Raw genomic sequence first — 26,689 nt, 5'->3', positions numbered from 1 at the left:
CCTCCCGCCTGGACCTGGCCCTGCGCAAGCTGCTCGGCCTGGACGCCAAGCTCCGCCAGTACCGGGACGGCGAACGCTTCGTGCGGGCCGTCGTCGAGGAGGTCGGCATGGACGGCTTCAACCGCGTGTGGACCTCGCCCAACACCCTCCCCACCAAGTCGGAGATCGCCAAACCGGCGGACTGGGTCGCGCGGGTGCATCGCAGGGCCGAGTAGTGAACATGGCGGGAAGGTCGTGAAGGGAATCCCGCCGACGGCAGGCGAACGCCCCTGTAATCACCCGTCCGAGGGACCGTGAGGCAGGGGTAGGCGTGCAATGCTCGGGGAACGGCCCGGTTCTGTCACCATCTACACACTCTGCGTGACCGGCACGCGGGCTCACCCCCCGAAAACTTCATGAAGGGAACCGGACATGGGTCCCCATCCTGCGGTCGCGGCGATACGCCTGGCGGTCCGCCGCGTCCTCCACGACCTCCTCACCGAACACCACCGCGCCCCCGCCGCGGTCCCGCACGCCTCCCCGCACGAGCGCCCATCCCCGCCGCTCGTGCTCGTGGCGTGCTCCGGCGGCGCCGACTCGATGGCCCTCGCCTCCGCCCTCGCCTTCGAGTCCCCCAAGCTCGGCATCAGAGCCGGCGGCGTCACCGTCGACCACGGCCTCCAGGCCGGCTCCGACCTGCGCGCCGCGGAAGTGGTCCAGCGCCTGCGCGAACTCGGCCTCGACCCCGTCGACTCCGTCGCCGTCACCGTCGGCCGCACCGGCGGACCCGAAGCCGCCGCCCGCGACGCCCGCTACGCCGCGCTCGACACCGCCGCCGAACGCCACGGCGCCGCCGCGGTCCTGCTCGGCCACACCCGCGACGACCAGGCCGAAACCGTCCTGCTCGGCCTCGCCCGGGGCTCCGGCATCCGCTCCCTGTCCGGAATGGCCGCGGTCTCGGGGGCCGGCGGCCGTTACCGGCGCCCCTTCCTGGAACTCGACCGGCAGACCGCCCGCAAGGCCTGCATGGTCCAGTCCCTGCCCGTCTGGGACGACCCCCACAACGCCGACCCGGCCTACACCCGCTCCCGGCTCCGCCACGAAGGCCTGCCCGCCCTGGAGAAGGCCCTCGGCAAAGGCGTCGTCGAGGCCCTCGCCCGTACGGCCCGGCTCTCCCGCGACGACGCCGACGCCCTCGACTCCTGGGCCGGCCAGGCCGAGGCCACCGTCCGCGACGACGCCGGGCTCCTGGAGTGCGCCAAGCTCTACGCCCTGCCGCCCGCCGTACGCCGCCGCGTCCTGCGCCGGGCCGCCATCGAGGCCGGGGCGCCCGCCGGGTCGCTGTTCGCCCGCCACATCGAGGAAATCGACCGGCTGATCACCGGCTGGCGCGGCCAGGGAGCCATCAACCTCCCCGGCAAGGTCGTGGCCCGGCGGCAGGGTGGCAGACTGGTGATTCGGCAAGGCTGAACCACGACCCCTCCCCGCAGTCGCCAGGAGGGGCCGATCGGCCGGTGGGACGACCGAAAGTGATGCGGGTGGACGCGAAAGACATGGGTGCCGACCTCGAGAAGGTGCTCATCACCAAGGAAGAGATCGACGCCAAGCTGACCGAGCTGGCGGCGAAGATCGACGCGGAGTACGCGGGCAAGGACCTGCTGATCGTCGGAGTGCTCAAGGGCGCGGTGATGGTCATGGCCGACCTCGCCCGGGCGCTGTCCACCCCCGTCACCATGGACTGGATGGCCGTATCCTCGTACGGGGCGGGCACCCAGTCCTCCGGTGTGGTGCGGATCCTCAAGGACCTCGACACCGACATCAAGGGCAGGCACGTCCTGATCGTCGAGGACATCATCGACTCCGGCCTGACCCTGTCCTGGCTGCTCTCCAACCTCGGCTCGCGCGAGCCCGCCTCCCTCAAGGTGTGCACGCTGCTGCGCAAGCCCGAGGCCGCGAAGGTCGCCATCGACGTGGAATGGGTCGGCTTCGACATCCCCAACGAATTCGTCGTGGGCTACGGACTCGACTACGCCGAGAAGTACCGCAACCTCCCGTTCGTCGGTACGCTCGCGCCCCACGTGTACGGCGGCTGAGAACCCGGCCGGAGTGCCGTGACGGTGATCGGGAACCCCAGCGGACTTCCCGCCGTTGGAGCAGGCGTAGGCGGATCGCCAGCTGTCCCACGCGGCTTCAGGTGACAATGCTGGGGTACCGTCCGAAGAACAGTCTTTATCAAACTCACTATGGCAGGAGGGACGGGGCGGCACCGCTCCGTATGGATGGACGTGAAGCGATACTTCCGTGGGCCGGTCATGTGGATCGTGCTGGCCGTCCTCGCCGTGGTCGTGTTGATGCAGGTCGTCGGCTCGTCCGGCGGCTACAAGACGGTGGACACCGGCCAGGTCGTCCAGGCGATCAACCAGAACAAGGTCGAGTCGGCCAAGCTGACCACCGGTGACGAATCGATCATCAAGGTCACGCTCAAGGACGGCGTAAAGGTCGAGGACAGCTCGAAGATCCAGGCGAGCTACATCGGCACCCAGGGCGTCGACCTCGCCAACACGCTGCAGAACAAGTACCAGGACAAGCAGATCCCGGACGGCTACACGGTTTCGCCGTCCAAGCAGAACCCGTTCGTCGGCATCCTGCTCTCCCTGCTGCCCTTCGTGCTGATCGTGGTCGTGTTCCTGTTCCTGATGAACCAGATGCAGGGCGGCGGCTCCCGGGTCATGAACTTCGGGAAGTCCAAGGCGAAGCTCATCACCAAGGACACCCCCAAGACCACCTTCTCCGACGTCGCAGGATCCGACGAGGCCGTCGAGGAGCTCCACGAGATCAAGGAGTTCCTCCAGGAACCGGCCAAGTTCCAGGCCGTCGGCGCCAAGATCCCCAAGGGCGTCCTGCTCTACGGGCCTCCCGGCACCGGCAAGACCCTGCTCGCGCGTGCCGTCGCGGGCGAGGCCGGCGTCCCGTTCTACTCGATCTCCGGTTCCGACTTCGTCGAGATGTTCGTCGGTGTCGGTGCCTCCCGAGTCCGTGACCTGTTCGAGCAGGCCAAGGCGAACGCCCCGGCGATCGTCTTCGTCGACGAGATCGACGCGGTCGGCCGCCACCGCGGCGCCGGCCTCGGCGGTGGTCACGACGAGCGCGAGCAGACCCTGAACCAGCTCCTCGTCGAGATGGACGGCTTCGACGTCAAGGGCGGCGTGATCCTCATCGCCGCGACGAACCGGCCCGACATCCTCGACCCGGCGCTGCTGCGCCCCGGCCGTTTCGACCGGCAGATCGCCGTCGACCGCCCGGACATGCAGGGCCGTCTGGAGATCCTCAAGGTCCACCAGAAGGGCAAGCCGGTCGCGCCCGACGTCGACCTGTCGGCCATGGCCCGCCGTACGCCCGGTATGACGGGTGCCGATCTGGCCAACGTGCTGAACGAGGCCGCCCTGCTGACGGCCCGCAGCGACCAGAAGCTGATCGACAACCACATGCTGGACGAGGCGATCGACCGTGTGGTCGCGGGCCCGCAGAAGCGGACCCGGATCATGTCGGACAAGGAGAAGAAGATCACCGCGTACCACGAGGGCGGTCACGCCCTGGTCGCGGCGGCCTCGCCGAACTCCGATCCCGTCCACAAGATCACGATCCTGTCGAGAGGCCGCGCCCTCGGCTACACGATGGTGCTGCCGGACGAGGACAAGTACTCGACCACGCGCAACGAGATGCTGGACCAGCTGGCCTACATGCTGGGCGGCCGCGCGGCCGAGGAGCTCGTCTTCCACGACCCGACCACGGGTGCCGCCAACGACATCGAGAAGGCCACGGGCCTGGCCCGCGCGATGGTCACGCAGTACGGCATGACCGAGCGTCTCGGCGCGATCAAGTTCGGTGGCGACAACACCGAGCCCTTCCTCGGCCGTGAGATGTCTCACCAGCGCGACTACTCGGAAGAGGTCGCCGCGCTCGTGGACGAAGAGGTCAAGAAGCTCATCGAGACGGCGCACAACGAGGCCTGGGAGATCCTCGTCGAGAACCGCGACGTCCTCGACAACCTCGTGCTGCAGCTGCTGGAGAAGGAGACGCTCGGCAAGGAGGAGATCGCCGAGATCTTCGCGCCGATCGTCAAGCGCCCGCCGCGGCCTGCCTGGACGGGTTCCTCCCGCCGTACGCCGTCCACCCGTCCGCCGGTCCTCTCCCCCAAGGAGCTGGCTCTGACGAACGGGGCGAACGGCGCGACGCCGGCCATCTCCACCGCGAAGAGCACCGCGGCGGAGCCCGCCCCGGCGCCCGAGCGGACCCCGGAGGACCGCCCCGAGAGCTGACCTGAGCTCTCCCGGCGGCCCACCGCCCCGGAATGGATGCCGCGCCCCCCAGGTTTTAGCCTGGGGGGCGCGGCTTTTCGCCATTTCCGCAGGCCGCCCCGTGAAGGACACAGGAACGAGGCAGCAGATGACCGACCCCGTGAAGCTGGACGGCGAGGGCCAGATCGGCGAGTTCGACGAGAAGCGCGCCGAAAACGCCGTTCGCGAACTCCTGATCGCGGTCGGCGAGGACCCGGACCGCGAGGGACTCCGGGAGACGCCGGCGCGAGTGGCGCGGGCGTACAGGGAGATATTCGCGGGGCTGTGGCAGAAGCCCGAGGACGTGCTGACCACGACGTTCGACCTGGGGCACGACGAGATGGTCCTCGTGAAGGACATCGAAGTCCTCAGCTCCTGTGAACACCATCTCGTGCCGTTCGTCGGTGTCGCGCACGTCGGCTACATCCCGTCCGTCGAAGGCAAGATCACCGGCCTGTCGAAGCTCGCCCGGCTCGTGGATGTCTATGCGCGGCGCCCGCAGGTGCAGGAACGCCTCACCACGCAGATCGCCGACTCCCTGATGGAGATCCTGGAGCCGCGTGGTGTGATCGTCGTCGTCGAGTGCGAGCACATGTGCATGTCGATGCGCGGAGTCCGGAAGGTGGGCGCGAAGACGATCACCTCGGCCGTCCGTGGGCAGCTGCGCGACTCGGCGACCCGTAACGAGGCCATGAGCCTCATCATGGCCCGCTGACGCCGCCCTGCCTCACACCGTCGGGGCCACCCCAGTGCCGTCGTTCTCGTCGTCCTCGGGGAGTTTGCAGACGCGTTCCAGGAAGATGGCGGCCGCTATGACGCCGATGCCGGCGAGGACGGAGAAGCCGGCGTAGATGGCCTGGTCGCGGCGGGCGGGGATGTCGAGGGATTCCAGGAGGAAGACGCCGGTGCCGCCGTACATGCCGGCGACGAGGGCGGCGACCAGGGCGCTGGCGTGGCCGAAGACGACCGCGCGGGCCGCCATGAGGGGGTCGACGCCCTTCGCCTCGGGGCGGCGCTCGCGCTGAGCCTTGAGACGGGCGCGGAGGGAGAGCGCCGTGGCCAGCAGGACCACGGCGATCACGGCCAGGACGATGGGGGCGGCCAGCGGGACGCTCGGGAGCGTGCCGACCGAGTTCCACAGGCGGGCGCCCGCCCAGGACAGGACTCCGGCCACGACGAAGACGCCGGCCAGCACCCGGATACGCAGCTCTCTCACGGTGTCCCTTCGGTTCCCCCGGCTTCCGGCCCGGTTCGCGGCCGTCTCGACCTTAACGGCTACTCGGGCAGCCGGAGTTCCAGGTCCCGGCGGGGCGCGACCCCGGCCAGCGTGACGGTGTCGAGGAAACCGGCGACGGGACCGCGGCCGGGCAGCTGCGCCTCGGGGTCCAGGTCGTGCCAGGGCGCCAGGACGAAGGCGCGCTCGTGGGCGCGCGGGTGGGGGAGGGTGAGCTGGGGGTCGTCGGAGACGACATCGGCGTAGGAGACGATGTCGACGTCGAGGGTGCGAGGGCCCCAGTGCTCGTCCCGGACGCGGTGGAAGGCCTCCTCGACCGCGTGCGCGCGCTCCAGGAGCGAGGACGGCGGGAGGGTGGTCTTGAGGACCACGACGGCGTTGAAGTAGGCGGGCTGGCTGCCGGGGTCCACGCCCCAGGGCTCGGTCTCGTAGACCGGGGAGACGCCCTTGACGCGGACGCCGGGCGTGTCCTCCAAGGCGTCGATGGCTCCCTGGAGGGTCTCCAGCCGGTTGCCGAGGTTGGAGCCGAGGGCGACCACGGCCCGTTTGGGGTTGGACAGGGTCGTGTCGGCGGCGTCGACCTTCTCGACGACGGAGGCGGGCACCGGCTGTACGGTCGGGTCGGTCGGACCCTTGATGAAGGGCGCGGTCATACTCGGCTCCGGGTGATGGTGACGGTCACGTCGTCGAAGGGGACGGTGATCGGGGCGTCCGGCTTGTGGACGCAGACCTCGACCTCCTGCACTCCCTCGTGCTTCAGACAGGCCCGGGCGATGCGCTCGGCGAGCGTCTCGATGAGGTCGACGGGCTCGCCCTCGACGACGGCCACGACCTCCTCCGCCACGATGCCGTAGTGCACGGTCTTCGCCAGGTCGTCGTCGGCCGCGGCCGGTCGGGTGTCCAGGCCGAGGACGAGGTCCACGATGAAGGTCTGGCCCTCTGCGCGTTCCTCGGGGAACACACCGTGGTGCCCGCGGGCCTTCAGGCCGCGCAGCGCGACACGATCCACGCGAATCACTCCTGCAATCGTCGGTCAGGGCCGGTGGGTGCCATGTGCGGTCGGCACACCGGCCTCGGTCGAATCTACCTGCGCGCACGGGCGGGCCCGGGCCACGGGGTGGGGGGCTGCGGCCGGGCCCGGCAGGATTCATCCGGCGTTTCCCCTGGGGAACCCGTCGGTGCGCAGGTCGGTAGCCGCCCCTACCCGGACGTAGGTGATTCCAACCACTTCCTGGCGCGTACCCACTCAGGCGGGGGTGTCGTCCTGCTCGTCCTCGTCTGTTTCCGCCAGGACGGGGGAAGCGTGGTGCGACCAGATCTTCCACCCCTGGGGCGTGCGCCGGAACACGTTGGTGGCGACCACGAGCTGTCCGACGAGCGGGCCGAGCTCCTCGCCGGCGCCCTCGGGCGCGGGGCCGCCGCTGAGGATGTTCTCGGTGCAGTTGACCAGGGCGGTGTCGCCGGTGACGGAGACGTGCACGTCGGTGAGGAAGAACTGGATGTAGTCGGTGTTCGCCATGATCAGCGCGTACGACCTGAGGACCTCGCCGCGGCCGGTGAGCACGGGCCAGCCGGGGTGCACGCAGGAGACCACGCCGGTGTCGGCCGGGTCGTGGTACGTCTCGTCGACGCCCAGGTCGGAAGGGGTCAGCCAGAGCGACGCCAGTTCCTCGAAGTCGCCCTGCTCCAGTGCCTCGTAGAAGGCGGTGTTGGCGGCCTCGACCTGTTCGACGTCGGTGTGCGGGGCGCTCACCGGGCTCCTTCTGCGCCGGTGCGTGCTCCTTCGATGGCGCGGGCGACCCGTACGGCGTCCGCGGTGGCGCGCACCTCGTGGACGCGGACCGCCCATGCGCCGGCGTGCGCCGCGAGCGCGGAGACGGCCGCGGTGGCCGCGTCGCGTTCGCGTGCGGGCGGCGGGGGGCCGTCGGGGCCGGCGAGGACCCGGCCGAGGAAGCGTTTGCGGGAGGCGGCGACGAGCAGCGGGTGGCCGAGGGCCAGGACCCGGTCGAGGCCCGCGAGGAGGGCGAGGTCGTGCTCGGCGTCCTTGGAGAAGCCGAGGCCGGGGTCGACGATGACGCGGTCGGGGGCGATGCCGCCGGCCAGGACGGCCTCCACGCGCGCGTGCAGTTCGTCGACGACCTCGGTGACGACGTCGGCGTACTCGCCCCGGACGTTGCCGCCCTGGAGGAAGCCGCGCCAGTGCATGACGACGAAGGGGGCTCCGGCGTCGGCTACGGCCGGGATCATGCGGGGGTCGGCGAGGCCGCCGCTGACGTCGTTGACGAGGGCGGCACCGGACGCGAGGGCCCGTTCGGCGACGGAGGCGCGCATGGTGTCGACGGAGACCGTGACGCCCTCGGAGGCCAGGCCGCGGACGACGGGGATGACACGCCGCAGTTCCTCGTCCTCGTCGACCCGGGTGGCGCCGGGGCGGGTGGACTCGCCGCCGACGTCGACCAGGTCCGCGCCCTCGGTGACCAGGTCGAGGCCGCGTTTGACGGCGGCCGTGGTGTCGAAGAAGCGGCCGCCGTCGGAGAAGGAGTCGGGGGTGACGTTCACGACTCCCATGACCGCGCAGCGGTCCCGTTCCGGTAGGCCCGCCACGCGCCCGCGTCCGCTCTGGTTGCTCATATGTTCAGCGTAGGCCCCGGCGGGGGCCGTCCGGCGCTGCGGCCCGGGCGACGGTCCCGGGCGGGGCGGCCTCACGCCGCACGGACGTCCCGTTCCGTCGGGGTGCCGTGGGCGCACGGGCGGGGGGTGGCCAGGCGCCGGCGGCGCAGGAAGCGCGGCAGGGGCAGGGCGAGGTTGACGAAGCCCTCGGCCTGCATGGCGGCGAACCCGATCCGGGGCAGGTCGGCGGAGGCCCGGTAGACGACGAAGCGCGGTTCCCAGCGCGGCTGGAACTTGGCGTTGAACTTGTACAGGGACTCGATCTGGAACCAGCGGGAGAGGAAGACCAGCAGTCCGCGCCAGGCGCGCAGCACCGGGCCGGCGCCGATCTTCTCGCCGCGTGCGAGGGCCGCGCGGAACATGGCGAAGTTGAGGGACACGCGCGCGACGCCCAGCTTGGGGGCGGCCTGGAGGGCGGCCACGATGAGCAGTTCGTTCATGCCGGGGTCGGCGGAGCGGTCGCGGCGCATGAGGTCCAGGGAGACGCCGTCGAGGCCCCACGGCACGAAGTGCAGGATCGCCTTCAGATCGCCGTAGGGGCCCGGGTGGTCGTCCTGCTTGTGGGCGGTGGCGATGAGGCAGTCGCCGTCGGCGGGGTCGCCGACCCGGCCCAGCGCCATGGAGAAGCCGCGTTCGGTGTCGGTGCCGCGCCAGTCGTCGGCGGCGCGGCGGATGCGCTCCAGTTCGGCCTCGCCGAGGTCACGGACACGTCGTACCCGGGTTTCGTAACCGGCGCGCTCGATGCGCTTGACCATCTGGCGCACGTTGCGCATCGCGCGGCCGGCGAGAGAGAAATCCGCGACGTCCACCACCGCCTCGTCGCCCAGTTCGAGGGCGTCGAGCCCGGTCTCGCGGGTCCACACCTCGCCGCCGGTCTCGGAGCAGCCCATGACGGCGGGGGTCCAGGAGTGGGCCCTGGCCTCGTCCATGAACCGTTCGATGGCGCCGGGCCAGGCCTCGACGTCGCCGATCGGGTCGCCGCTGGCGAGCATCACGCCGGAGACGACGCGGTAGGTGACCGCCGCCTTGCCGCTCGGGGAGAAGACGACGGCCTTGTCGCGGCGCAGCGCGAAGTGGCCCAGGGAGTCGCGGCGCCCGTGCTTGTCCAGCAGGGCGCGCAGCAGGGCCTCGTCCTCCTCGGTGAGCCGTGCGGCCGGGTGCTCGGGGCGGAAGGCCAGGTAGATGGTGGTGACGGCGGTGAGCAGGCCGAGGGCGCCGAGTGAGAAGGCGACGGTCCAGGAGGTGTCGCCCCGGTAGTCGACCGGGCCTTCGAAGCCGAACAGGCCGTAGATGACGTGGGTGATGCGGTCGGCGAGGCTGGGGTCGCCGACGATGCGCCCGCTGTGGACGCTGACGACGAGCAGTCCGAGCGCGAGCGAACCGGCGCTCATGAGCACGAAGTTGGCGAGGGCCTTCCAGCGGCTGCGCGGGTCGGGCAGGGCGTTGAACTGGTCGCGGTGGCGCAGCAGGGGCGCCAGCAGTACCAGGGAGATCAGCACGCCCACGAGCGAGTGCCGGTAGGTGAACTGGGCGACGGCACCGGCGGGCAGGAGCGCCACCGCGGCCCGCCAGGCCCGGCGCTTGCCGCGCTTGAGGCCGTGGGCGAGCAGCAGCAACAGCACGCCGGTGCTGAGGGACAGGGCGGCCGCGAACGGGCCGAGCGCGCCGGGCAGGACCTCGGCGATGGCGTGCATCCTGCTGTGCCGGAAGCGGGGGAAGACGCCCGCGGCGATGTCCAGGACGCCCACCAGGGCGCAGGCTCTGCCGACGAGGACGGGGACGGCCTCGGGGCGTGGCCCGCTCAGTATCCGGCTCAGCCGGCCCGGACGGGCCGCACCGCTGCTGCGACGCGGAACCTCGCCCGACATTTCCTCATCTGTCCTGACAGACATCGCATCCCGTAGTTCTGCGAGAGACCTTGGATCCGGTGCCGATTCGGGCATCCGGCGACATTGCGCCCTCTAGGACGGTGTCTCGGGGGGAGAGGTTCACTCCCCACGTCAAAGCCGTTTCAAAGGCCGAGGAAAGTCCGGGACAAGCCCTTGCGAAGGTGTGAGGGGGACGGGTCCGGACGGAGAGCGCGGACAGGTGACCGACCCATGGGTCTGACGAGCGACGAAGTGCTGGGGCTGGCCGTGCTGTCCGCCGTGCTGCTGTTCACCGGCACGGTCTGGCTGTGGCCACGGCTGGCCCGGCGCAGCCTGCGTGCCGTGAGCGGGCGGGTCGCCCTGCTGCTGGGCACCCAGGTGGCGCTGTTCGCCGCGGTGGGACTGGCCGCCAACCAGTCCTTCGGGTTCTACGCGAGCTGGGCGGACCTGTTCGGGCAGGAGAAGGACCAGGGCGTGGTCGTCGACCACCCGTCCGGCGGGGGCCCGTTGGAGGTGGTCGGCTCGCGCCGGGTGCCGGGGGCGGGCGGTGCGCTGCCGCAGTCCGGCGGCCGGGTCCAGCGGGTCGACATCGTGGGCCGTACGACGCACATCGCCACGCCCGCGTACGTCTATCTGCCGCCGGAGTACTTCCAGCCGCGGTACCGCACCCACAGGTTTCCCACCGCCGTCGTGCTGACGGGTTATCCCGGCACCGCGTCGGCGCTGGTGGAGAAGCTGCACTATCCGCGTACGGCTCTGGAACTGGCCCGGGCGGGCCGGGCGAGGCCGATGATCCTCGTGATGCTGCGGCCCACGGTGGCGCCGCCCCGGGACACGGAGTGCGTCGACATCCCGGGCGGTCCGCAGACCGAGTCGTTCTTCGCGAAGGATCTCCCCGACGCGTTGCGCACGCACTACAGGGTGGCCGAAAAGCCGGGCGGTCTGGGCATCATCGGCAACTCCACGGGGGGTTACTGCGCGTTGAAGATCGCCCTGCACCATCCCGGTGTGTACGCCGCCGGGGCCGGCCTGTCGGCTTACTACAAGGCGCCGATCGATGCCACGACAGGTGATCTCTTCCAGGGTGACAAGGCACTGCGCAATCGCGCGGACCTGCAGTGGTACCTCGCGCACGAGCCCGCTCCCGATACGTCGCTGCTGGTCAGCAGCAGCAAACAGGGAGAGACCAACTACAAGGACACGCTGAGGTTCATCGAGCGGGTGGAGGGCACCGGGCGGACGCGGATCTCCTCGATCATCCTCGAAAGCGGCGGGCACAACTTCAACACCTGGCGGCGGGAGATTCCGGCGGCGCTGGAGTGGATGAGCGAGCGGCTGATCGGGCCCTGAGAATGATCTTGGGAATTGGGTGAGCGATCGATTCCGGTTGTTCCCGAGTTCTGAAGTGGTGTGAACGTTTCGGTGTGGCTTTGTTTTTGCGGGGTGGGTCACCATGATTCGCCTACGCGCGGTAAGTTTCTGGCCATGCCACGTGGACGTCACCGCCATTCCCCGCCCCTGCACAGGATGCTGCCCCCGTCGGCGATCGCAGGCGTCTCCCTCGTCTGCGCCCTGGGGCCCTGGGTGTTCACGGAGCCGATGGTGCTCCGCGGTCTGGCCGCGGCCGCCGCGGCGACGGCGGTCATCGGCGCGGTCGTGCTGCGCCGTTGGGACACCCAGGCGGGCAAGCGCGTCGCCGACCTCACGCGCGCGCGTGCGAGCGACGAGTGGCGCTTCGAGGAACGCGTGGCCGAACTGGAGGCCGACCTCGAGGAGTCGCGCGAGCTGCGCGGGAAGCTGGAGCAGCGGCTGCGCGCCAAGCGCACGGAACTGGCCGGACTGCGCAACGAGCACGCCGCGCTGCTGCGCCGGTACGCCACGGCGGAGGCCGAACGCGCGAGCGTCCTGGAGGATCGCCGGGTCCTCGAGATAGAGGCGACGGCTCCGGTCCGGGCCGCGCTGCCGGCGGGGGCGTCGGACGCGGAGGAGACTTCGCCGGAGCCGGACGAGGTGCCTGCGGCTCTCGCCGCCGAGGAGCAGCCCGCGGTTCCCGCCGTGTTCTCGCCGGAGGGCTCCCGGCTGTTCCTGCGGGCCGCGGCCGCCCTCGCCCGGTTCGACGGTGAGACGGTTCCGGACCCGGACGGCGGCGGCGACGGCGACGGTGACGGCGTGCCGAAGGACGAGGACGAGGACAAGGACAAGGACGAGGACACGGAGGCCGCGCAGGAGCAGGCGGAGCAGCGGGAGCAGGCGCAGGAGGACGAGGCGCAGGAGCGGCCCGAGGCGGCCGACGGCCACGAGCGCGCGGCGGCCGAACCGGTCGTTCCGGCGGCTGGAACCTCCGTTCCGGTGGCCGGCGAGACCGAGACGGGGCAACTCCCGGAGTCCGCACGGCCCGAGCAGTCGGTCCCGGCCGAACCGCCCGTCAGCCCCGAGCGGTCCGCCCGGGCCGAGCAGCCCGCGGGCCGGCTCTCCGGGCACTACACCGTGCCGACCGCCGTGGCCGTGCCGCCGCAGTCGCCGGTGCGGCGTCCGCCGGCCGGGGGCGGGTTCGACTTCTTCGGTACGAAGGCCGGTACGTCCAGGGCGGCCCTGGAGGCCGTGCAGAACGAGGACCTCGCCGATGTCGTCGGCCAGGAGGCGCTCGCCCTGCACAAGGCCGAGAGCGAGGCCCGCTACAAGCCGGCCGACGAGGAGTCGCGCGGCATCGGCCAGGTCATCGACCTGACGGCACACGACGAGACGGAGCAGATCGACGTACAGGGACTGCGCAGCGCGGTGTCCTGAGGCCTGTGATGTGACGAAGGGCCCCTCGGCTACGGCCGGGGGGCCCTCGGCTGTTCGACCGTCATGCCATCCAGCGGTCCGGCCGCGCGTCCCTGCGCCCCGTACGGGACCGCTCCGCCTGTGCCGCCAGCAGCTCGCGCGCCTCACCGGCCTCCCGCAGCCGGGCCCGCACCGTCTTGTTCGCGCCTGTGTCCACACAGACGTCCGCGACGCCCCGGGCCCGCTCCCACGGCCCCTGTGTCATCCGCACGCTCTGCACCTTGGCGTGCGGCACCAGCGCCAGGCTCCGCCGCAGCAGCCCGGACCGGGACGCGAACACCGCGTCCGTGACGGCGAGTCCGTACCCGCGCCACCACAGCGGCACGCACCAGCGGGCGCCGCGCGGCGCCGGTGACAGGGCCGTGGGCCCCGGCACGCTCACCCCCGGCAGCACCCGCGCGACGACGTCCTCGGCGATCTCGCGCGGAGCGACCGGCACCAGCACGGAGTTGGACGAGCCCGCCACGTCCAGCTCCACGCGCACCCAGCCGCGCCGCCGCCACAGCAGTGGTTCCACGATCCGCACGGTCTGCACGCGCCCCGGCGGCACCGTCTCGTGGGCCCGGTCCAGCAGCCCGTGGTCGATGCGCAGCCCGTCGGGCGACTCGCCCACCGTCCAGTCGTACTCGGCGACGAACCGCCCCACGCTGCTCGCACCCGCCGCGCCCAGCAGCGGCAGGGCGACCGCGAGGACCGTCCACAGGCTGTGGGTGACCAGCCACAGCACCGGCGGGACGACGAGCGCCGCGGCCAGTGACATCCAGGTCGCGCCCGTCAGCACCAGCGACAGCGCGAGCACGCCCGGCGGCACCCGCAGCAGCTGCCGGGACGGGGCCTCGCCGACCTCGTGCGCGGTCTCGGGTGCGAAACCGGCCGCCCGGGCGAGCAGTTCGGCCCGCAGCGTCCGCGCCTCGTCCGCGCCGAGGAAGGCCAGCTCGTCCTTCTTGTCGGTGCCTATGACGTCGAGTTTGAGCTTGGCGACGCCCGCGACCCGGGCCAGCAGCGGCTGGGTGACGTCGATGGCCTGGATCCGCTCCAGCCGGATGTGCGCGGTGCGCCGGAAGACGAGCCCGGTGCGGATGCGCAGTTCGGTCCCGGTCACCGCGAAGTGCGTGAACCACCAGGAGCAGAAACCGTAGAGGGCGGCGGCCGGGACGAGCACGGCGAGGCCGATCAGCAGGGTGGTCGTGGTCAGCCGGGTCAGATGGCGCTGCGCCCCGTCGGGGTCGTGCACGGCCCAGCCGATGAGCACGGCGACCGGCGCCCACGCGCGGCGCAGCGGTGTCACGGGGTGCAACCGCCGCTCGGTCACCTCGGCGGCGGCTCCCGAGGCCTCGGCGGCTCCTGAGGCCTCGGCGGCCCCGGGCGCCGTCACAGTCCCGCCGACCGGGCTTCGCCCAGCTCGGTGAGCCGGTCGCGCAGCCGTTCCGCCTCGGCCGGGTCAAGGCCGGGGATGGTCGCGTCGGTGGCCGCGGCGGCCGTGTGCAGCTGCACGCTGGCCAGCCCGAAGTGCCGTTCGACGGGCCCGGACGTGACCTCGACCAGCTGCATCCGCCCGTACGGCACGACCGTCTCCTCGCGCCACAGCACGCCCCGGCTGATCAGCAGGTCGTCGGCCCGCTCGGCGTACCGCCAGGAACGCCAGTTGCGCTCGACCATCACCCAGCCCCAGGCCAGCAGCGCCAGCGGCGGCAGCGCGAAGGCGGCCCAGGCGGGCCCGGCCAGCAGCCCCGGCAGCAGCCCGGCCGCCAGGGTGATCAGCCCGAGCCACACCACCAGCAGCAGCCGGCGCATCCTCAGCAGGCCGGGCGGCAGCGCGATCCACACCGGCTCGCCCCCGGCCGCCTCGACCGTGCCCTGTGTCCCGTCCGGCCCCACCTCGTGCGGACTCCCCGTATCCATGGGGCCAGCGTACGTAGGAGAGACTGTGTTCATGACTCCTACGACGGAGACCATGGTCGGAATCGGCGGCGCCGCGGAGAGCACCGACATGGTGCTCAACATCGGGCCGCAGCACCCCTCCACCCATGGCGTGCTGCGGCTGAAGCTCGTCCTGGACGGCGAGCGCATCAGGCACGCGGAGCCGGTGATCGGCTACATGCACCGCGGCGCGGAGAAGCTGTTCGAGGCGCGCGACTACCGCCAGATCATCATGCTCGCCAACCGGCACGACTGGCTGTCGGCGTTCTCCAACGAGCTGGGCGTGGTCCTCGCCGTGGAGCGGATGCTCGGCATGGAGGTGCCCGAGCGCGCGGTGTGGCTGCGCACGCTGCTCGCCGAGCTGAACCGGGTGCTCAACCACCTGATGTTCCTCGGCTCGTACCCGCTGGAGCTCGGCGGGATCACCCCGATCTTCTACGCCTTCCGGGAGCGCGAGGAGCTCCAGCACGTCATGGAGGAGATCTCCGGCGGGCGGATGCACTACATGTTCAACCGCGTGGGCGGCCTCAAGGGGGACCTGCCGGCCGGGTGGACCACGCGCGCACGCACCGCCGTCGCCGACGTGCGCTCCCGCATGGACCGCTTCGACGACCTGGTCCTCGGCAACGAGATCTTCCGCGGCCGCACGAGGGACGTCGGCGTCCTCACCCCGGAGGCCGTGCACGCGTACGGGGTCAGCGGGCCGATCGGGCGGGCCTCGGGCGTCGACTTCGACCTGCGCCGGGACGAGCCGTACCTCGCCTACGGCGACCTCCAGGACACGCTGAAGGTGGTCACCCGGCAGGAGGGCGACTGTCTCGCCCGCTTCGAGTGCCTCCTGGAGCAGACGCACAACGCGCTGGACCTGGCCGACGCCTGCCTCGACCGGCTGGCCGAGCTGCCGCCCGGGCCGGTCAACCAGCGGCTCCCGAAGGTCCTGAAGGCACCCGAGGGGCACACGTACGCCTGGACCGAGAACCCGCTCGGCATCAACGGCTACTACCTGGTCAGCAAGGGCGAGAAGACCCCGTACCGGCTGAAGCTGCGCTCGGCGTCGTACAACAACATCCAGGTGCTGACGGAGCTGCTGCCGGGGACGCTGGTCGCGGACATGGTGGCGATCCTGGGGTCGATGTTCTTCGTGGTCGGGGACATCGACAAGTAGGGGCTCACTCGGGAAAAGCAGGGGCTCACCTGGGGAACGGGTCCGCGATCCCGGCCGGCTGCACCAGCCAGCCGAAGTCGCCGAGACCGCCCGCCGCGGTGAGCTCGGCGGCCTCTCCGGCGCTCGCCAGGGCGCGTACGTATGCGGCGGGGTCGGTGGAGGCCAGCGCGAGCCGGGGGCGTGCGCCGGTCACGTCCAGGGCGTGCAGTGCCTCGCGCTGGGGGAGCACGCGTCCGCCGGGCAGGGCGCACGCGTCCAGGGCGACATGGGCCGTGATGTCGCAGGAGCCGTCCGGGACGGGTGTGGTCTCGCGTCCTTCCCGGAACCCGGTGAGCGTGCCGAACGGCGGGCGGGTGTCCACCGTGTGCGCGTAGTCCACGGCCACGGCGAGCCCCCGCTGAAGCGTCGTGACCGCCGCCGCCCACGCCTCGTCCCGGGGCAGACCGATCTCGGCGCGCAGCCCCTCCTCGCCGGGCAGCGGCCACCACCGCTCCAGCCACCGCGCCGACGCCCCGCCCACCGGCTCCCCGAGCCGCTCGGTCCCGTCCTCCCGGACCAAGACCAGCCGCGCGACGCCCGCGGCGTCCACCTCCACGACCTCCACCGGCACGTTGTCCAGCCACTCGTTGGCGAACAGCAGCCCGGTCGTCCCCTCCGGGGGCGCGGCCAGCCACTCGATCCGGTGATCGAGCCCCGCAGGCCGCTCGGCGATCTCGACGGCGTACGCGCGCGTACGTGCCGCCACGTCGGCGGGGAGAGCGGCGAGCACCCCGCTCGTCAGCTCGCCCCGCCCGGCCGCCATGTCGACGAAGTCCAGCACCGCGGGCCGCCCCAGCGCCTCGTCGACCCGGCACAGCAGCCGGGCCACGGCCCCCGCGAACAGCGGCGACGTGTGCACGGACGTCCGGAAATGCCCGGCCGGTCCCTCCGTGCGCCGGTAGAAGCCCCCCGGCGCGTACAGAGCGTCGTGCGCCGCCGCACGCCACCCACGCCACTCATGCCACTCGTGCCGCTCGTCCCTCGTCCCTGCCGTCACCGGGCCAGGCTATGTGGACAGAACGAACGCAACTCCACCTTGCGGAGTATGCGCGCCGGGTGCGGATCGGCCCTCCGGTTGACCCCTGCACCTATCGCGCTTCCCTACGCTGGGTTACGTGCAGCGCCTCTATGACTTCCTCCGCAGGCACCCGACGTGGGTCGACGGCACCTGGGCCGTCGTTCTCCTCGGGATTTCGGTGCTGGGCGGGGCGGCGGCCGAGCGGGTCGGCCCCTGGTCCGTGGTCCTTCCGATCACGGTGGCGCTGAGCCTGGTGGTCGCGTTGCGCCGCCGGATGCCGGAGAAGATGCTGCTGCTCGCGGCGGCGGTCGGTGTGGCGCAGCTGGTCACCGACGTGGCGATCCTGCCCGCCGACTTCGCCATGCTGGTGATCGTCTACACCGTCGCGGGGGAAGGGGCCCGCTGGGCCTCCCGCTTCGCGCTGGTCGCCGGCCTGTGCGCGGCCCCTCTGGCGCAGCTGCGCTGGTCGAACGAGCAGACGGGGGTCGCGGGCGACATCGCCCTGGCGGTCCTGCAGACCGTCCCCTTCGCCCTCGCCTGGGTGCTCGGCGACTCCATCCGCACCCGCCGCGCCTACTTCGCGCAGCTGGAGGAGAGGGCCGCCCGCCTGGAGAAGGAGCGCGAGGCACAGTCCAAGGTCGCCGTCGCCGCCGAACGGGCCCGGATCGCGCGCGAGTTGCACGACGTCGTCGCGCACAACGTCTCGGTGATGGTGGTCCAGGCCGACGGTGCCGCCTACGTCCTGGACGCCGCGCCCGACCAGGCGAAGAAGGCCCTGGAGACCATCTCCTCCACCGGCCGCCAGGCCCTCGCCGAGATGCGCCGCCTGCTCGGCGTGCTGCGCACCGGGGAGCACCAGGAGGCCGGCGAGTACGTACCGCAGCCCGACGTCCAGCAGATCGAGGACCTCGTCGAGCAGTGCCGCGGACACGGACTGCCCGTCGACTTCAAGATCGAGGGCACGCCCCGCCCGCTGCCCAGCGGCGTCGAGCTCACCGCCTACCGCATCGTGCAGGAGGCGCTCACCAACACCCGCAAGCACGGCGGGCCCAACGCGGGCGCGAGTGTGCGGCTGGTCTACTTCGACGACGGCCTCGGCCTGCTCGTCGAGGACGACGGCAAGGGCGCGCCGCACGAGCTGTACGAGGAGGGCGGGTTCGACGGGCAGGGCCACGGCCTGATCGGCATGCGCGAGCGGGTCGGTATGGTCGGCGGCACCCTGGACGCGGGCCCGCGCCCGGGCGGAGGATTCCGCATCAGTGCCCTGCTGCCGCTCAAACCTGCGCACTGACGCCGCCGCACGCCCCTCGCCGACACCTGTAACGACCTGTAACGACCTGAATCGACCCCTGTGGACGACCCCGACATGGAAGAGGCCCGATGACGATCCGCGTGATGCTCGTCGACGACCAGGTGCTGCTGCGCACCGGGTTCCGGATGGTGCTCGCCGCCCAGCCGGACATGGAGGTCGTGGCGGAGGCGGGGGACGGTGTCGAGGCCCTCCAGGAACTGCGGACGACCGAGGTCGACGTGGTGCTGATGGACGTCCGCATGCCGAAGCTCGACGGGGTGGAGACGACCCGCCGGATCTGCGCGGACACCGACCCGCCGAAGGTGCTCATCCTGACCACCTTCGACCTGGACGAGTACGCCTTCTCCGGGCTGAAGGCGGGTGCCTCCGGCTTCATGCTCAAGGACGTCCCGCCGGCCGAGCTCCTGACCGCGATCAGGGCCGTGCACAGCGGGGACGCGGTCGTCGCGCCCTCCACCACCCGGCGGCTGCTGGACCGCTTCGCACCGATGCTGCCGGGCACCCAGCAGCCCCAGCACAAGGAGCTGGAGCGGCTCACCGACCGTGAGCGCGAGGTCATGGTGCTGGTCGCGCAGGGCCTGTCCAACGGCGAGATCGCGGCGCGGCTGGTGCTGTCGGAGGCGACCGTGAAGACGCACGTGGGCCGCATCCTGACCAAGCTCGGGCTCAGGGACCGGGTGCAGGTCGTGGTGCTGGCGTACGAGACGGGGCTGGTGCGGGCCGGGGGGCACGGCTGACCTGTCCGGCCGGGCCCGCTGTGCTGACCCGGACGCGCCGACGCGACTGCGCTGACCCGGACTCGCCGAGCCGTCGGCGTGGGCCGGCGTGGGTGGCTGGCCCTTGGCCGCTGACCCGTCGGCGCGGGCCGGTTACCTGAGAATCCCTTCCAGGAACTCGCTGCCGAGCCGGGCCACCACCGTCACGTCCAGCTGGTGCAGCACGTAGCGGCCGCGGCGGCGCGTGGTGATCAGGCCCGCCTTCTTCAGCACGGCGAGATGCCGGGATATCTCCGGCGCCGTCATGCCGAGCACCTGCGCCAGCTCGCTGGTGGTGTGCGCGCTGCGGGCCAGATGGCGGCACATGCGCATCCGCACCTGATGGGACAGCGCGGTCATCCGCAGGGCCAGCTGTTCGAGCGCCTGCGGTGCGGCGAGCTCCGGGGAGCCCACCGGGTAGTGCAGCACCGGCTGCCAGCCGTACCGGTGCAGGACCATCAGATGCGGCCAGCCGAGACTCGTCGGGACGAGCAGCAGGCCGCCGTCGCCCGTGGAAGTACGGCCGTCGCCCAGCTTGTCGACCGTGATCCGGGTGCCCGCCGCGTCGAGCGTGATCGCCGGCGACACTGCGGCCAGCCCCTCGGCCAGGCCCTTGCGTCGCAGCAGGTCCGTCTTGTGCCGGGCGTCCGCCGCGAGCTGGTGGCGCAGCCGGGACCAGGCCTCCGCGAAGAACGCCTCCTCGCAGTCCCGCAGGAACTGCCGCAGCCAGGCCCGGATTCTGGGCGGGTCCGCCAGCAGCCGCTCACCGAAGCGCAGTTGCCGCGGTCCGCGCGCGGCGGCCAGCTCCAGTGCCCGGCGGCGCGTCTCCGGGTCGGACAGCGTCGTCGATCCGGAGTCGCCGTAGCAGGTGCCACAGGTGAACTCCAGTGCCGAGTCCACGAACTGCTCGTCGGACAGCTTGTCGAGCTGGTCCAGCTCCTCGGCGAGGGTCGCGCCCGGGAGCGTGCGCCGGTCCGGCAGGCCCGCCCAGGGCAGGAACAGGTCCGAGAACGTCGTCCGCCACAGGAAGTCCGCCTCGCACATCCGGTCGGCCAGATGCGGGTCGAGCCGTGCCGTCACCCCCGTCACCCAGCCCTGCAGGCCCGGGTGGTGCGCCGGTTCGGACAGCGCGTGCAGGGCCATGCCGAGCTCGGCCAGGGGCGACGGCACGACGGCGACCGCCTCGGGCCGCAGCCCCTCGATGTCGATGTGCACGCTCATGCCCTCATGGTGCACCCGGCCACCGACAACGCCCCCGCCGATTGACGGGCCTCGTCAATCGACGCGACGCCGTTCCCGGTTCGGACGCACGGTGGGGCCACCGGGGCATCCGCGGAGCCTTCGGACCTCCATCACCCCGTCCCGCAGAGGCGATTCACCATGAGCATCACGCAGCAGTACCTCCTCGACACCCATCGCGCCCGGTCCCTCGGCGAGCCCGCCCCGCCCGCGCCGGGCACCCACGACTGGCAGGTCGTGCGGGAATGGCGCGACGAACGGCACTTCCGGGCGGTCCTCGCGGGCCAACCGGTCCGCCGCCGGTTCCGGGACGCCCTGAGCCGGTGGCGGCGGCGCCCTACCTGACCCGCTCCGGCAGCCGGGCCACGAACTCCGCCACCGCCGCCTTCACGTCCTCGGCGCTCCACTGCAGCCCATCGGCCCGCACATGCACCTCCGTCAGGGCCAGCCCGGGACCGCCCGGGTCTCAGCCATTGCCGAACAGGGCGACCCCCGTCTCCTCGGCCATGCGGACCGCCGCCTCCCCGAGGACGTCCGGCTCGTACGGCAGCCACACCTGGAAGTCGTGGGTGTGCGGCACCTCCGGGTGCACGCGCGCCCACGGCACCCCGGTCGAAGCGAACCCCTCGCGCATCGCGGCGGCCACCACGCGCGCGTGGGCCACGTACTCCGGCAGCCGGGGCAGCTGCCGCTCCAGCCCGATCAGCACCGACAGCACCGTGGGGAACTGCTGGAAGACCATCCCGCCGTACCGGTGCCGCCAGGTCTTCGCCTCCTCGACGAGCTCCCTCGGGCCCGCGACCGCCGCGCCGCCGAAGGCCTCGAGAGACTTGTAGAACGACACGTAGACGCTGTCGGCCAGGCCCGCGATCTCCTGCAGCGGGCGGCCGAAGTGGACGGTGGACTCCCACAGGCGGGCCCCGTCGAAGTGCACCACCGCGTCCCGTTCCCGCGCGGCCTCGACGACCGCGGTGAGTTCCTCCCAGGAGGGCAGCACGAAACCGGCGTCCCTGAGGGGCAGTTCGAGCATCAGGGCCCCGAAGGGCTCCTCGAAGTCGCGCACCTCGGCGGCGGTCGGCGGCCGCGGCTCGCTCGTCAGCCGCACCGGGCGCAGCCGGCCGACCTCGCTGAACGCGTTCCGCTCGTGCACCTCGGGATGGCTGAGCGCGTGCAGGGCGACGGTCGGGTTCCCGGTGCGGCCCGCCCAGCAGCGCAGGGCGACCTGCTGGGCCATCGTGCCGGTCGGGAAGAACGCGGCGGCCTCGGTGCCGAGCAGCCCGGCGACCTTCGTCTCCAGCGCCTCGACGACACCGTCGCCGTACACGTCGGACAACTGGTCGAGGTCGTGCACGGCCGCCGCCTCCTCCAGCAGCGCCAGGCGTTCCCGGAGGGTCTGGTGGAAGCCGAAGCGCGCGAACACGCGCCGGGCCCTGTGATGGGCGGCCATCCGCCGCTCGCGCAGCCGTGCGACCCGTTCCTCGTCCGTCACCCGTTCGCCGCGTTCCGCCGTATCGGTCATGCCCCGGATCCTGCCCCGCGCGCGGGCGGCGGGGCATCCGCATTTCCTGACGCCCCGACGGGAATGCCGCACGGGCATGCACAGCCTGTGGACGGCCGAACGCCCCTCGAACCGATCGCGTTAACATGACGAGAAATCGTCCGGTACCCGGAGCGGACTGGAACGGGAAGGCCGCCGTCGAGTGAACACAACCCCACAGCCAGACCCCAGGGACCGCCCCGCGCGGCTCACCGTCGGCGTCGTCGGCGCCGGCCGTGTGGGGCCCGCGCTCGCGGCGTCCCTGCAGCTCGCCGGGCACCGCCCGGTCGCCGTCTCCGCCGTCTCGGACGCCTCCCGGCGCCGCGCCGCGCACCTGCTGCCCGACGTGCCGGTGATGCCGCCCGCCGAGGTCCTGAAGCGGGCCGACCTGGTGCTGCTGACCGTCCCCGACGACGCCCTGCCCGACCTCGTCACCGGCCTCGCGGACACCGGATCCGTCCGGCCGGGGCAGCTCCTCGTGCACACGTCCGGGCGGTACGGGGCGCGGGTCCTCGACCCGGCCCTGCGCGCGGGCGCGCTGCCGCTCGCCCTGCACCCCGCGATGACCTTCACGGGTACGCCCGTGGATGTCCAGCGGCTGGCCGGATGCTCCTTCGGCGTCACCGCCCCGGAGGAGCTGCGCCTGGCCGCCGAGGCCCTGGTCATCGAGATGGGCGGCGAGCCGGAGTGGATCGCCGAGGAGAACCGGCCGCTCTACCACGCGGCGCTCGCCCTGGGCGCCAACCACCTGGTCACGCTGGTCGCCCAGTCCATGGAGCTGCTGAGCGCGGCCGGCGTCACGGCCCCCGACCGGATGCTCGGCCCGCTGCTCGGCGCGGCCCTGGACAACGCCCTGCGCTCCGGCGACGCGGCCCTCACCGGCCCGGTCGCGCGCGGCGACGCGGGCACGGTCGCCGCGCACGTCACGGAGCTGCGCCGGCACGCCCCCCAGACCGTCGCCGGGTACCTGGCGATGGCCCGTGCGACCGCCGACCGGGCCCTGGCCCACGGCCTGCTGAAGCCGGAACTGGCCGAGGACCTCCTCGGGGTACTCGCCGACGGGACCGACGGGACCGACGGCACCGAAGGGGACGCCCGATGACCACCACCCTGCTCAGCACGGCCGGCGACCTGCACGCACGCGCGCGTGCGGGCCGCCGCGCCGTGGTGATGACCATGGGCGCGCTGCACGAGGGCCACGCGACACTGATCCGCACCGCGCGCACCATCGCCGGGCCGGACGGCGAGGTCGTGGTCACCGTCTTCGTCAACCCGCTCCAGTTCGGCCAGGGCGAGGACCTCGACCGCTACCCGCGCACCCTGGACGCCGACGTCGAGCTCGCCGGCCGGTCGGGCGCGGACGTCGTGTTCGCCCCGGCAGTGGACGAGGTCTACCCGGGCGGCGAGCCCCAGGTCCGCATCACCGCGGGCCCCATGGGCGAGCGCTTGGAGGGCTCCTCCCGCCCCGGCCACTTCGACGGCATGCTCACCGTCGTCGCCAAGCTGCTGCACCTCACCCGCCCCGACGTCGCCCTGTACGGGCAGAAGGACGCCCAGCAGCTCGCGCTGATCCGCCGCATGGTGCGGGACCTGAACTTCGGCGTGGAGATCGTCGGCGTGCCCACCGTCCGCGAGGAGGACGGCCTGGCCCTGTCCAGCCGCAACCGCTACCTGTCGGCCGCCGAGCGACGCACCGCCCTCGCTCTGTCCGGGGCCCTGTTCGCGGGCCAGGACCGGCATGCCGCACAGGAGGCGCTGCGGGCCCGGGCCCGCGAGGTGCCCGCCACGCGCGCGCGTGCCGAGGCGCTCAGCGCCATAGGGGAGTCCCGCGCCGCCGCCGACGCGCACGCCGTGGCGACGGCCGTCCCGGGCGGCCCGGCGGCCGTCCGCGCGGCCGCCCGCCAGGTACTCGACGAGGCCGCGCGCCTCGACCCGCCGCTCGCGCTGGACTACCTCGCCCTGGTCGACCCGTCCGACTTCACGGAGATCGAGGACGACTTCACCGGCGACGCGATCCTCGCCGTCGCCGCCCGGGTCGGGGCGACCCGGCTGATCGACAACGTCCCGCTCACCTTCACCAGCTTCGGAGCCGCCTCGTGACCACCACAGGCATACGACTGCACGCGCCCGCCCCCGGGTGGTCCATCACCGCGGACGTGGTCGTCGTCGGCTCCGGGGTCGCCGGACTGACCGCCGCCCTGCGCTGTGAGGCCGCGGGCCTGCGCACGGTCGTCGTCACCAAGGCCCGCCTCGACGACGGCTCCACCCGCTGGGCCCAGGGCGGCATCGCCGCGGCGCTCGGCGAGGGCGACACCCCCGAGCAGCACCTCGACGACACGCTGGTCGCGGGCGCGGGCCTCTGCGACGCGGACGCGGTCCGGCTCCTGGTCACCGAGGGCCCCGACGCCGTACGCCGCCTCATCGAGACCGGCGCCCGGTTCGACGAGTCCTTGGAGGGCGGCCTCGAACTGACCCGCGAGGGCGGCCACCACCGCCGCCGCATCGCGCACGCCGGGGGTGACGCCACCGGCGCCGAGATCTCCCGTGCCCTGGTCGAGGCCGTCCGCGCGCGGGGCATGCGCACCGTCGAGAACGCGCTCGTCCTGGACCTCCTCACGGACGCCGAGGGCCGCACCGCCGGTGTGACCCTGCACGTCATGGGGGAGGGCGCGCACGACGGCGTCGGGGCCGTCCACGCCCCCGCGGTGGTCCTGGCGACCGGCGGCATGGGCCAGGTCTTCTCCGCGACCACCAACCCGTCGGTATCGACGGGCGACGGCGTGGCGCTCGCGCTGCGGGCGGGCGCGGAGGTCAGCGACCTGGAGTTCGTCCAGTTCCACCCGACCGTGCTGTTCCTGGGCCCGGACGCGGAGGGCCAGCAGCCCCTGGTCTCCGAGGCCGTGCGGGGCGAGGGCGCCCACCTGATCGACGCCGACGGCGTGCGCTTCATGGTCGGGCAGCACGAACTCGCCGAACTCGCCCCCCGGGACATCGTCGCCAAGGGCATCACGCGCCGCATGCTGGAGCAGGACGCCGAGCACATGTACCTCGACGCCCGGCACTTCGGCGCCGAGATGTGGGAGCACCGCTTCCCGACGATCCTGGCCGCCTGCCGCGCCCACGGCATCGACCCGGTCACCGCCCCCATCCCGGTCGCCCCGGCCGCCCACTACGCCTCCGGCGGCGTCCGCACGGACTCCCACGGCCGTACGACCGTCCCGGGCCTCTACGCGTGCGGCGAGGTCGCCTGCACCGGCGTGCACGGAGCCAACCGCCTGGCGTCCAACTCCCTGCTCGAAGGCCTGGTCTACGCCGAGCGGATCGCGGCCGACATCGCGGCGAACGGCCTGCACGCGCGCGTGCCCCACCCGGTCCCGCACCCGGAGATCCCCGAGCACCCCCTGCAGACCCCTCAGGCCCGCTTCGCCATCCAGCGGATCATGACGGGCGGGGCGGGCGTGCTGCGCTCGGCCGGCTCCCTCGCCAAGGCCGCCGACCAGCTCCAGCGGCTGCACACCGACGCCCGGGAGGCACTCGCCGAGAACGGCAGGACGGCCGAGGCCGGCGTCGACACCTGGGAGGCCACCAACCTGCTGTGCGTGGCCCGCGTCCTGGTCGCCGCCGCCCTGCTGCGCGAGGAGACCCGGGGCTGCCACTGGCGCGAGGACCGCCCCGAGCGCGACGACACCGCCTGGCGGCGCCACATCGTCGTGACCCTGAATCCGGACCGCACGCTGGCCGTGCACACCACGGACACCACAGACTTCCCCCCGACCCTCCCGACCCAGGCCCCCCAGGAGCAGTGACCGACGTGAGCACCCCCGACCTTCCCCTCGCCTCCTCCGGAGGCTGCGGAGACGGCTGCGCCTGCGGCGCGGACGACGAGGCATACCTGGAGTGCGGCCTGGACCCCGCACTCGCCCAGCTCCTGGCCGACGCCGGTCTCGACCCCGTCGAGGTCGAGGACATCGCCAACGTGGCCCTCCAGGAGGACCTGGCCCACGGCGTGGACGTGACGACGGTGGCGACCATCCCCGAGGACGCGGTGGCCACGGCCGACTTCACCGCACGCGAGGCGGGCACGGTGGCCGGCCTGCGCGTCGCCGAGGCGGTCATCTCGGTGATCTGCGAGGAGGAGCTGGAGATCGAGCGCCACGCCGAGGACGGCGACCGCGTCGAAGCCGGCCAGAAGCTCCTCTCCGTCACCACCCGCACCCGCGACCTCCTCACGGCCGAGCGCAGCGCCCTGAACATCCTGTGCCGCCTGTCGGGCATCGCGACGGCCACGCGCGCGTGGGCGGACGTCCTCGACGGGACCAGGGCGAAGGTCCGCGACACCCGCAAGACGACCCCCGGCCTGCGCAGCCTCGAAAAGTACGCGGTCCGCTGCGGCGGCGGCGTCAACCACCGCATGTCCCTCTCCGACGCGGCCCTCGTCAAGGACAACCACGTGGTCGCCGCGGGCGGTGTCGCCCAGGCCTTCCAGGCGGTACGCGAACGCTTCCCCGACGTCCCCATCGAGGTCGAGGTCGACACCCTGGACCAGCTCCGCGAGGTTCTGGAGACCGGCGCCGACCTGATCCTGCTGGACAACTTCACGCCCGCCGAGTGCGCGGAGGCCGTCGCGATCGTCCGGGGCCGAGCCGCCCTGGAGGCCTCCGGCCGCCTCACGCTCCACAACGCCAAGGCGTACGCGGACACCGGCGTCGACTACCTCGCCGTCGGAGCCCTCACCCACTCCTCGCCGATCCTGGACATCGGCCTGGACCTGCGGCCGGCGGAGTAGGGGC

25 protein-coding genes and 1 pseudogene are annotated in these 26,689 nt (G+C 72.5%); 15 read left to right on the top strand and 11 right to left on the bottom strand.

Annotated features, from left to right (window positions below):
* The 5 genes from ABT116_RS04325 to folE all read left to right on the top strand — a co-directional run.
* A partial coding sequence (locus ABT116_RS04325; protein WP_351627573.1) for a zinc-dependent metalloprotease occupies nt 1-215 on the top strand: 215 nt, incomplete at its 5' end.
* A gap of 196 nt (nt 216-411) precedes the next feature.
* On the top strand, nt 412-1,449 hold the full coding sequence (gene tilS / locus ABT116_RS04320) for a tRNA lysidine(34) synthetase TilS (protein ID WP_351627571.1): 1,038 nt from the start codon (nt 412-414) through the stop codon (nt 1,447-1,449).
* A gap of 62 nt (nt 1,450-1,511) precedes the next feature.
* Nucleotides 1,512-2,072 (top strand): hypoxanthine phosphoribosyltransferase, encoded by a 561-nt coding sequence (gene hpt, locus ABT116_RS04315; protein ID WP_351627585.1) that lies wholly within the window; start codon nt 1,512-1,514, stop codon nt 2,070-2,072.
* Nucleotides 2,073-2,258: 186 nt separating this feature from the next.
* On the top strand, nt 2,259-4,298 hold the full coding sequence (gene ftsH / locus ABT116_RS04310; protein ID WP_351627582.1) for an ATP-dependent zinc metalloprotease FtsH: 2,040 nt from the start codon (nt 2,259-2,261) through the stop codon (nt 4,296-4,298).
* Nucleotides 4,299-4,425: 127 nt separating this feature from the next.
* On the top strand, nt 4,426-5,031 hold the full coding sequence (gene folE, locus ABT116_RS04305) for a GTP cyclohydrolase I FolE (RefSeq protein ID WP_351627569.1): 606 nt from the start codon (nt 4,426-4,428) through the stop codon (nt 5,029-5,031).
* Nucleotides 5,032-5,043: 12 nt separating this feature from the next.
* Here folE and ABT116_RS04300 read toward each other — a convergent pair whose 3' ends face one another.
* The 6 genes from ABT116_RS04300 to ABT116_RS04275 all read right to left on the bottom strand — a co-directional run bounded on the left by ABT116_RS04300 (nt 5,044) and on the right by ABT116_RS04275 (nt 10,088).
* Nucleotides 5,044-5,532: a DUF3180 domain-containing protein gene (locus ABT116_RS04300; RefSeq protein ID WP_351627567.1), complete on the bottom strand. Its 489-nt coding sequence runs from the start codon at nt 5,530-5,532 to the stop codon at nt 5,044-5,046.
* Nucleotides 5,533-5,591: 59 nt separating this feature from the next.
* A complete protein-coding gene (gene folK, locus ABT116_RS04295; protein ID WP_351627566.1) occupies nt 5,592-6,203 on the bottom strand; it encodes a 2-amino-4-hydroxy-6-hydroxymethyldihydropteridine diphosphokinase in 612 nt (203 codons plus the stop codon).
* The gene (gene folB / locus ABT116_RS04290; protein ID WP_351627564.1) at nt 6,200-6,559 is read right to left on the bottom strand and encodes a dihydroneopterin aldolase; all 360 of its coding nucleotides are present in this window, start codon (nt 6,557-6,559) and stop codon (nt 6,200-6,202) included. Before folB ends, folK begins: the two co-directional genes overlap by 4 nt.
* Nucleotides 6,560-6,796: 237 nt before the next feature.
* Nucleotides 6,797-7,303: a nuclear transport factor 2 family protein gene (locus ABT116_RS04285; RefSeq protein WP_351627562.1), complete on the bottom strand. Its 507-nt coding sequence runs from the start codon at nt 7,301-7,303 to the stop codon at nt 6,797-6,799.
* Nucleotides 7,300-8,181, bottom strand: a complete 882-nt coding sequence (folP, locus tag ABT116_RS04280) for a dihydropteroate synthase (protein ID WP_351627560.1) — start codon at nt 8,179-8,181, stop codon at nt 7,300-7,302. The genes ABT116_RS04285 and folP overlap by 4 nt, the downstream gene beginning before the upstream one ends.
* 71 nt (nt 8,182-8,252) lie before the next feature.
* On the bottom strand, nt 8,253-10,088 hold the full coding sequence (locus ABT116_RS04275) for a phosphatidylglycerol lysyltransferase domain-containing protein (protein ID WP_351627557.1): 1,836 nt from the start codon (nt 10,086-10,088) through the stop codon (nt 8,253-8,255).
* A gap of 231 nt (nt 10,089-10,319) precedes the next feature.
* On the opposite strand from ABT116_RS04275, the gene ABT116_RS04270 reads away from it, so the two are divergent.
* On the top strand, nt 10,320-11,438 hold the full coding sequence (locus ABT116_RS04270; RefSeq protein ID WP_351627554.1) for an alpha/beta hydrolase: 1,119 nt from the start codon (nt 10,320-10,322) through the stop codon (nt 11,436-11,438).
* Between the two features lie 135 nt (nt 11,439-11,573).
* A complete protein-coding gene (locus ABT116_RS04265; protein WP_351627551.1) occupies nt 11,574-12,875 on the top strand; it encodes a hypothetical protein in 1,302 nt (433 codons plus the stop codon).
* A 61-nt stretch (nt 12,876-12,936) separates the two neighbouring features.
* Here the strand turns inward: ABT116_RS04265 and ABT116_RS04260 are convergent, their stop codons facing one another.
* Together ABT116_RS04260 and ABT116_RS04255 are read right to left on the bottom strand one after the other, a co-directional pair.
* A complete protein-coding gene (locus ABT116_RS04260) occupies nt 12,937-14,289 on the bottom strand; it encodes a PH domain-containing protein (protein WP_502983815.1) in 1,353 nt (450 codons plus the stop codon).
* Complete coding sequence (locus ABT116_RS04255) at nt 14,286-14,816, bottom strand: PH domain-containing protein (protein WP_351627549.1); 531 nt, start codon at nt 14,814-14,816, stop codon at nt 14,286-14,288. The genes ABT116_RS04260 and ABT116_RS04255 overlap by 4 nt, the downstream gene beginning before the upstream one ends.
* Nucleotides 14,817-14,847: 31 nt before the next feature.
* Here ABT116_RS04255 and ABT116_RS04250 point away from each other — a divergent pair, with 31 nt between their 5' ends.
* Nucleotides 14,848-15,999, top strand: a complete 1,152-nt coding sequence (locus ABT116_RS04250; protein ID WP_351627547.1) for an NADH-quinone oxidoreductase subunit D — start codon at nt 14,848-14,850, stop codon at nt 15,997-15,999.
* A gap of 25 nt (nt 16,000-16,024) precedes the next feature.
* Here ABT116_RS04250 and ABT116_RS04245 read toward each other — a convergent pair whose 3' ends face one another.
* Nucleotides 16,025-17,035: an SAM-dependent methyltransferase gene (locus ABT116_RS04245; protein ID WP_351627546.1), complete on the bottom strand. Its 1,011-nt coding sequence runs from the start codon at nt 17,033-17,035 to the stop codon at nt 16,025-16,027.
* A 118-nt stretch (nt 17,036-17,153) separates the two neighbouring features.
* On the opposite strand from ABT116_RS04245, the gene ABT116_RS04240 reads away from it, so the two are divergent.
* On the top strand, nt 17,154-18,347 hold the full coding sequence (locus ABT116_RS04240) for a sensor histidine kinase (protein ID WP_351627541.1): 1,194 nt from the start codon (nt 17,154-17,156) through the stop codon (nt 18,345-18,347).
* 89 nt (nt 18,348-18,436) lie between these two features.
* A complete protein-coding gene (locus tag ABT116_RS04235) occupies nt 18,437-19,105 on the top strand; it encodes a response regulator (RefSeq protein WP_351627538.1) in 669 nt (222 codons plus the stop codon).
* Between the two features lie 132 nt (nt 19,106-19,237).
* On the opposite strand, the gene ABT116_RS04230 is transcribed toward ABT116_RS04235, so the two are convergent.
* Nucleotides 19,238-20,344, bottom strand: a complete 1,107-nt coding sequence (locus ABT116_RS04230) for a DUF5937 family protein (protein WP_351627536.1) — start codon at nt 20,342-20,344, stop codon at nt 19,238-19,240.
* Between the two features lie 159 nt (nt 20,345-20,503).
* Between ABT116_RS04230 and ABT116_RS04225 the strand changes: the two genes are divergently transcribed.
* Nucleotides 20,504-20,707, top strand: coding sequence for a hypothetical protein (locus ABT116_RS04225; protein ID WP_351627533.1), 204 nt, complete (start codon nt 20,504-20,506; stop codon nt 20,705-20,707).
* On the opposite strand, the pseudogene ABT116_RS04220 reads toward ABT116_RS04225, so the two are convergent.
* Nucleotides 20,700-21,881: pseudogene (locus tag ABT116_RS04220) on the bottom strand (threonine aldolase family protein). The gene ABT116_RS04225 and the pseudogene ABT116_RS04220 overlap by 8 nt on opposite strands.
* A 181-nt stretch (nt 21,882-22,062) precedes the next feature.
* Between ABT116_RS04220 and ABT116_RS04215 the strand changes: the two are divergent.
* The 4 genes from ABT116_RS04215 to nadC are packed head-to-tail and all read left to right on the top strand — an operon-like array spanning nt 22,063 to nt 26,685.
* The gene (locus ABT116_RS04215; RefSeq protein WP_351627530.1) at nt 22,063-23,001 is read left to right on the top strand and encodes a Rossmann-like and DUF2520 domain-containing protein; all 939 of its coding nucleotides are present in this window, start codon (nt 22,063-22,065) and stop codon (nt 22,999-23,001) included.
* A complete protein-coding gene (gene panC, locus ABT116_RS04210) occupies nt 22,998-23,999 on the top strand; it encodes a pantoate--beta-alanine ligase (RefSeq protein WP_351627527.1) in 1,002 nt (333 codons plus the stop codon). Before ABT116_RS04215 ends, panC begins: the two co-directional genes overlap by 4 nt.
* Nucleotides 23,996-25,705, top strand: coding sequence for an L-aspartate oxidase (locus ABT116_RS04205; protein ID WP_351627524.1), 1,710 nt, complete (start codon nt 23,996-23,998; stop codon nt 25,703-25,705). Before panC ends, ABT116_RS04205 begins: the two co-directional genes overlap by 4 nt.
* Before the next feature lie 5 nt (nt 25,706-25,710).
* The gene (gene nadC / locus ABT116_RS04200; protein ID WP_351627522.1) at nt 25,711-26,685 is read left to right on the top strand and encodes a carboxylating nicotinate-nucleotide diphosphorylase; all 975 of its coding nucleotides are present in this window, start codon (nt 25,711-25,713) and stop codon (nt 26,683-26,685) included.
* Nucleotides 26,686-26,689 lie beyond the last annotated feature (4 nt).

This window comes from Streptomyces sp. NPDC002130, from assembly GCF_040296465.1.
In the GTDB taxonomy this organism is placed as follows: domain Bacteria; phylum Actinomycetota; class Actinomycetes; order Streptomycetales; family Streptomycetaceae; genus Streptomyces.
This window is presented reverse-complemented; position numbering and strand designations above follow the sequence as displayed.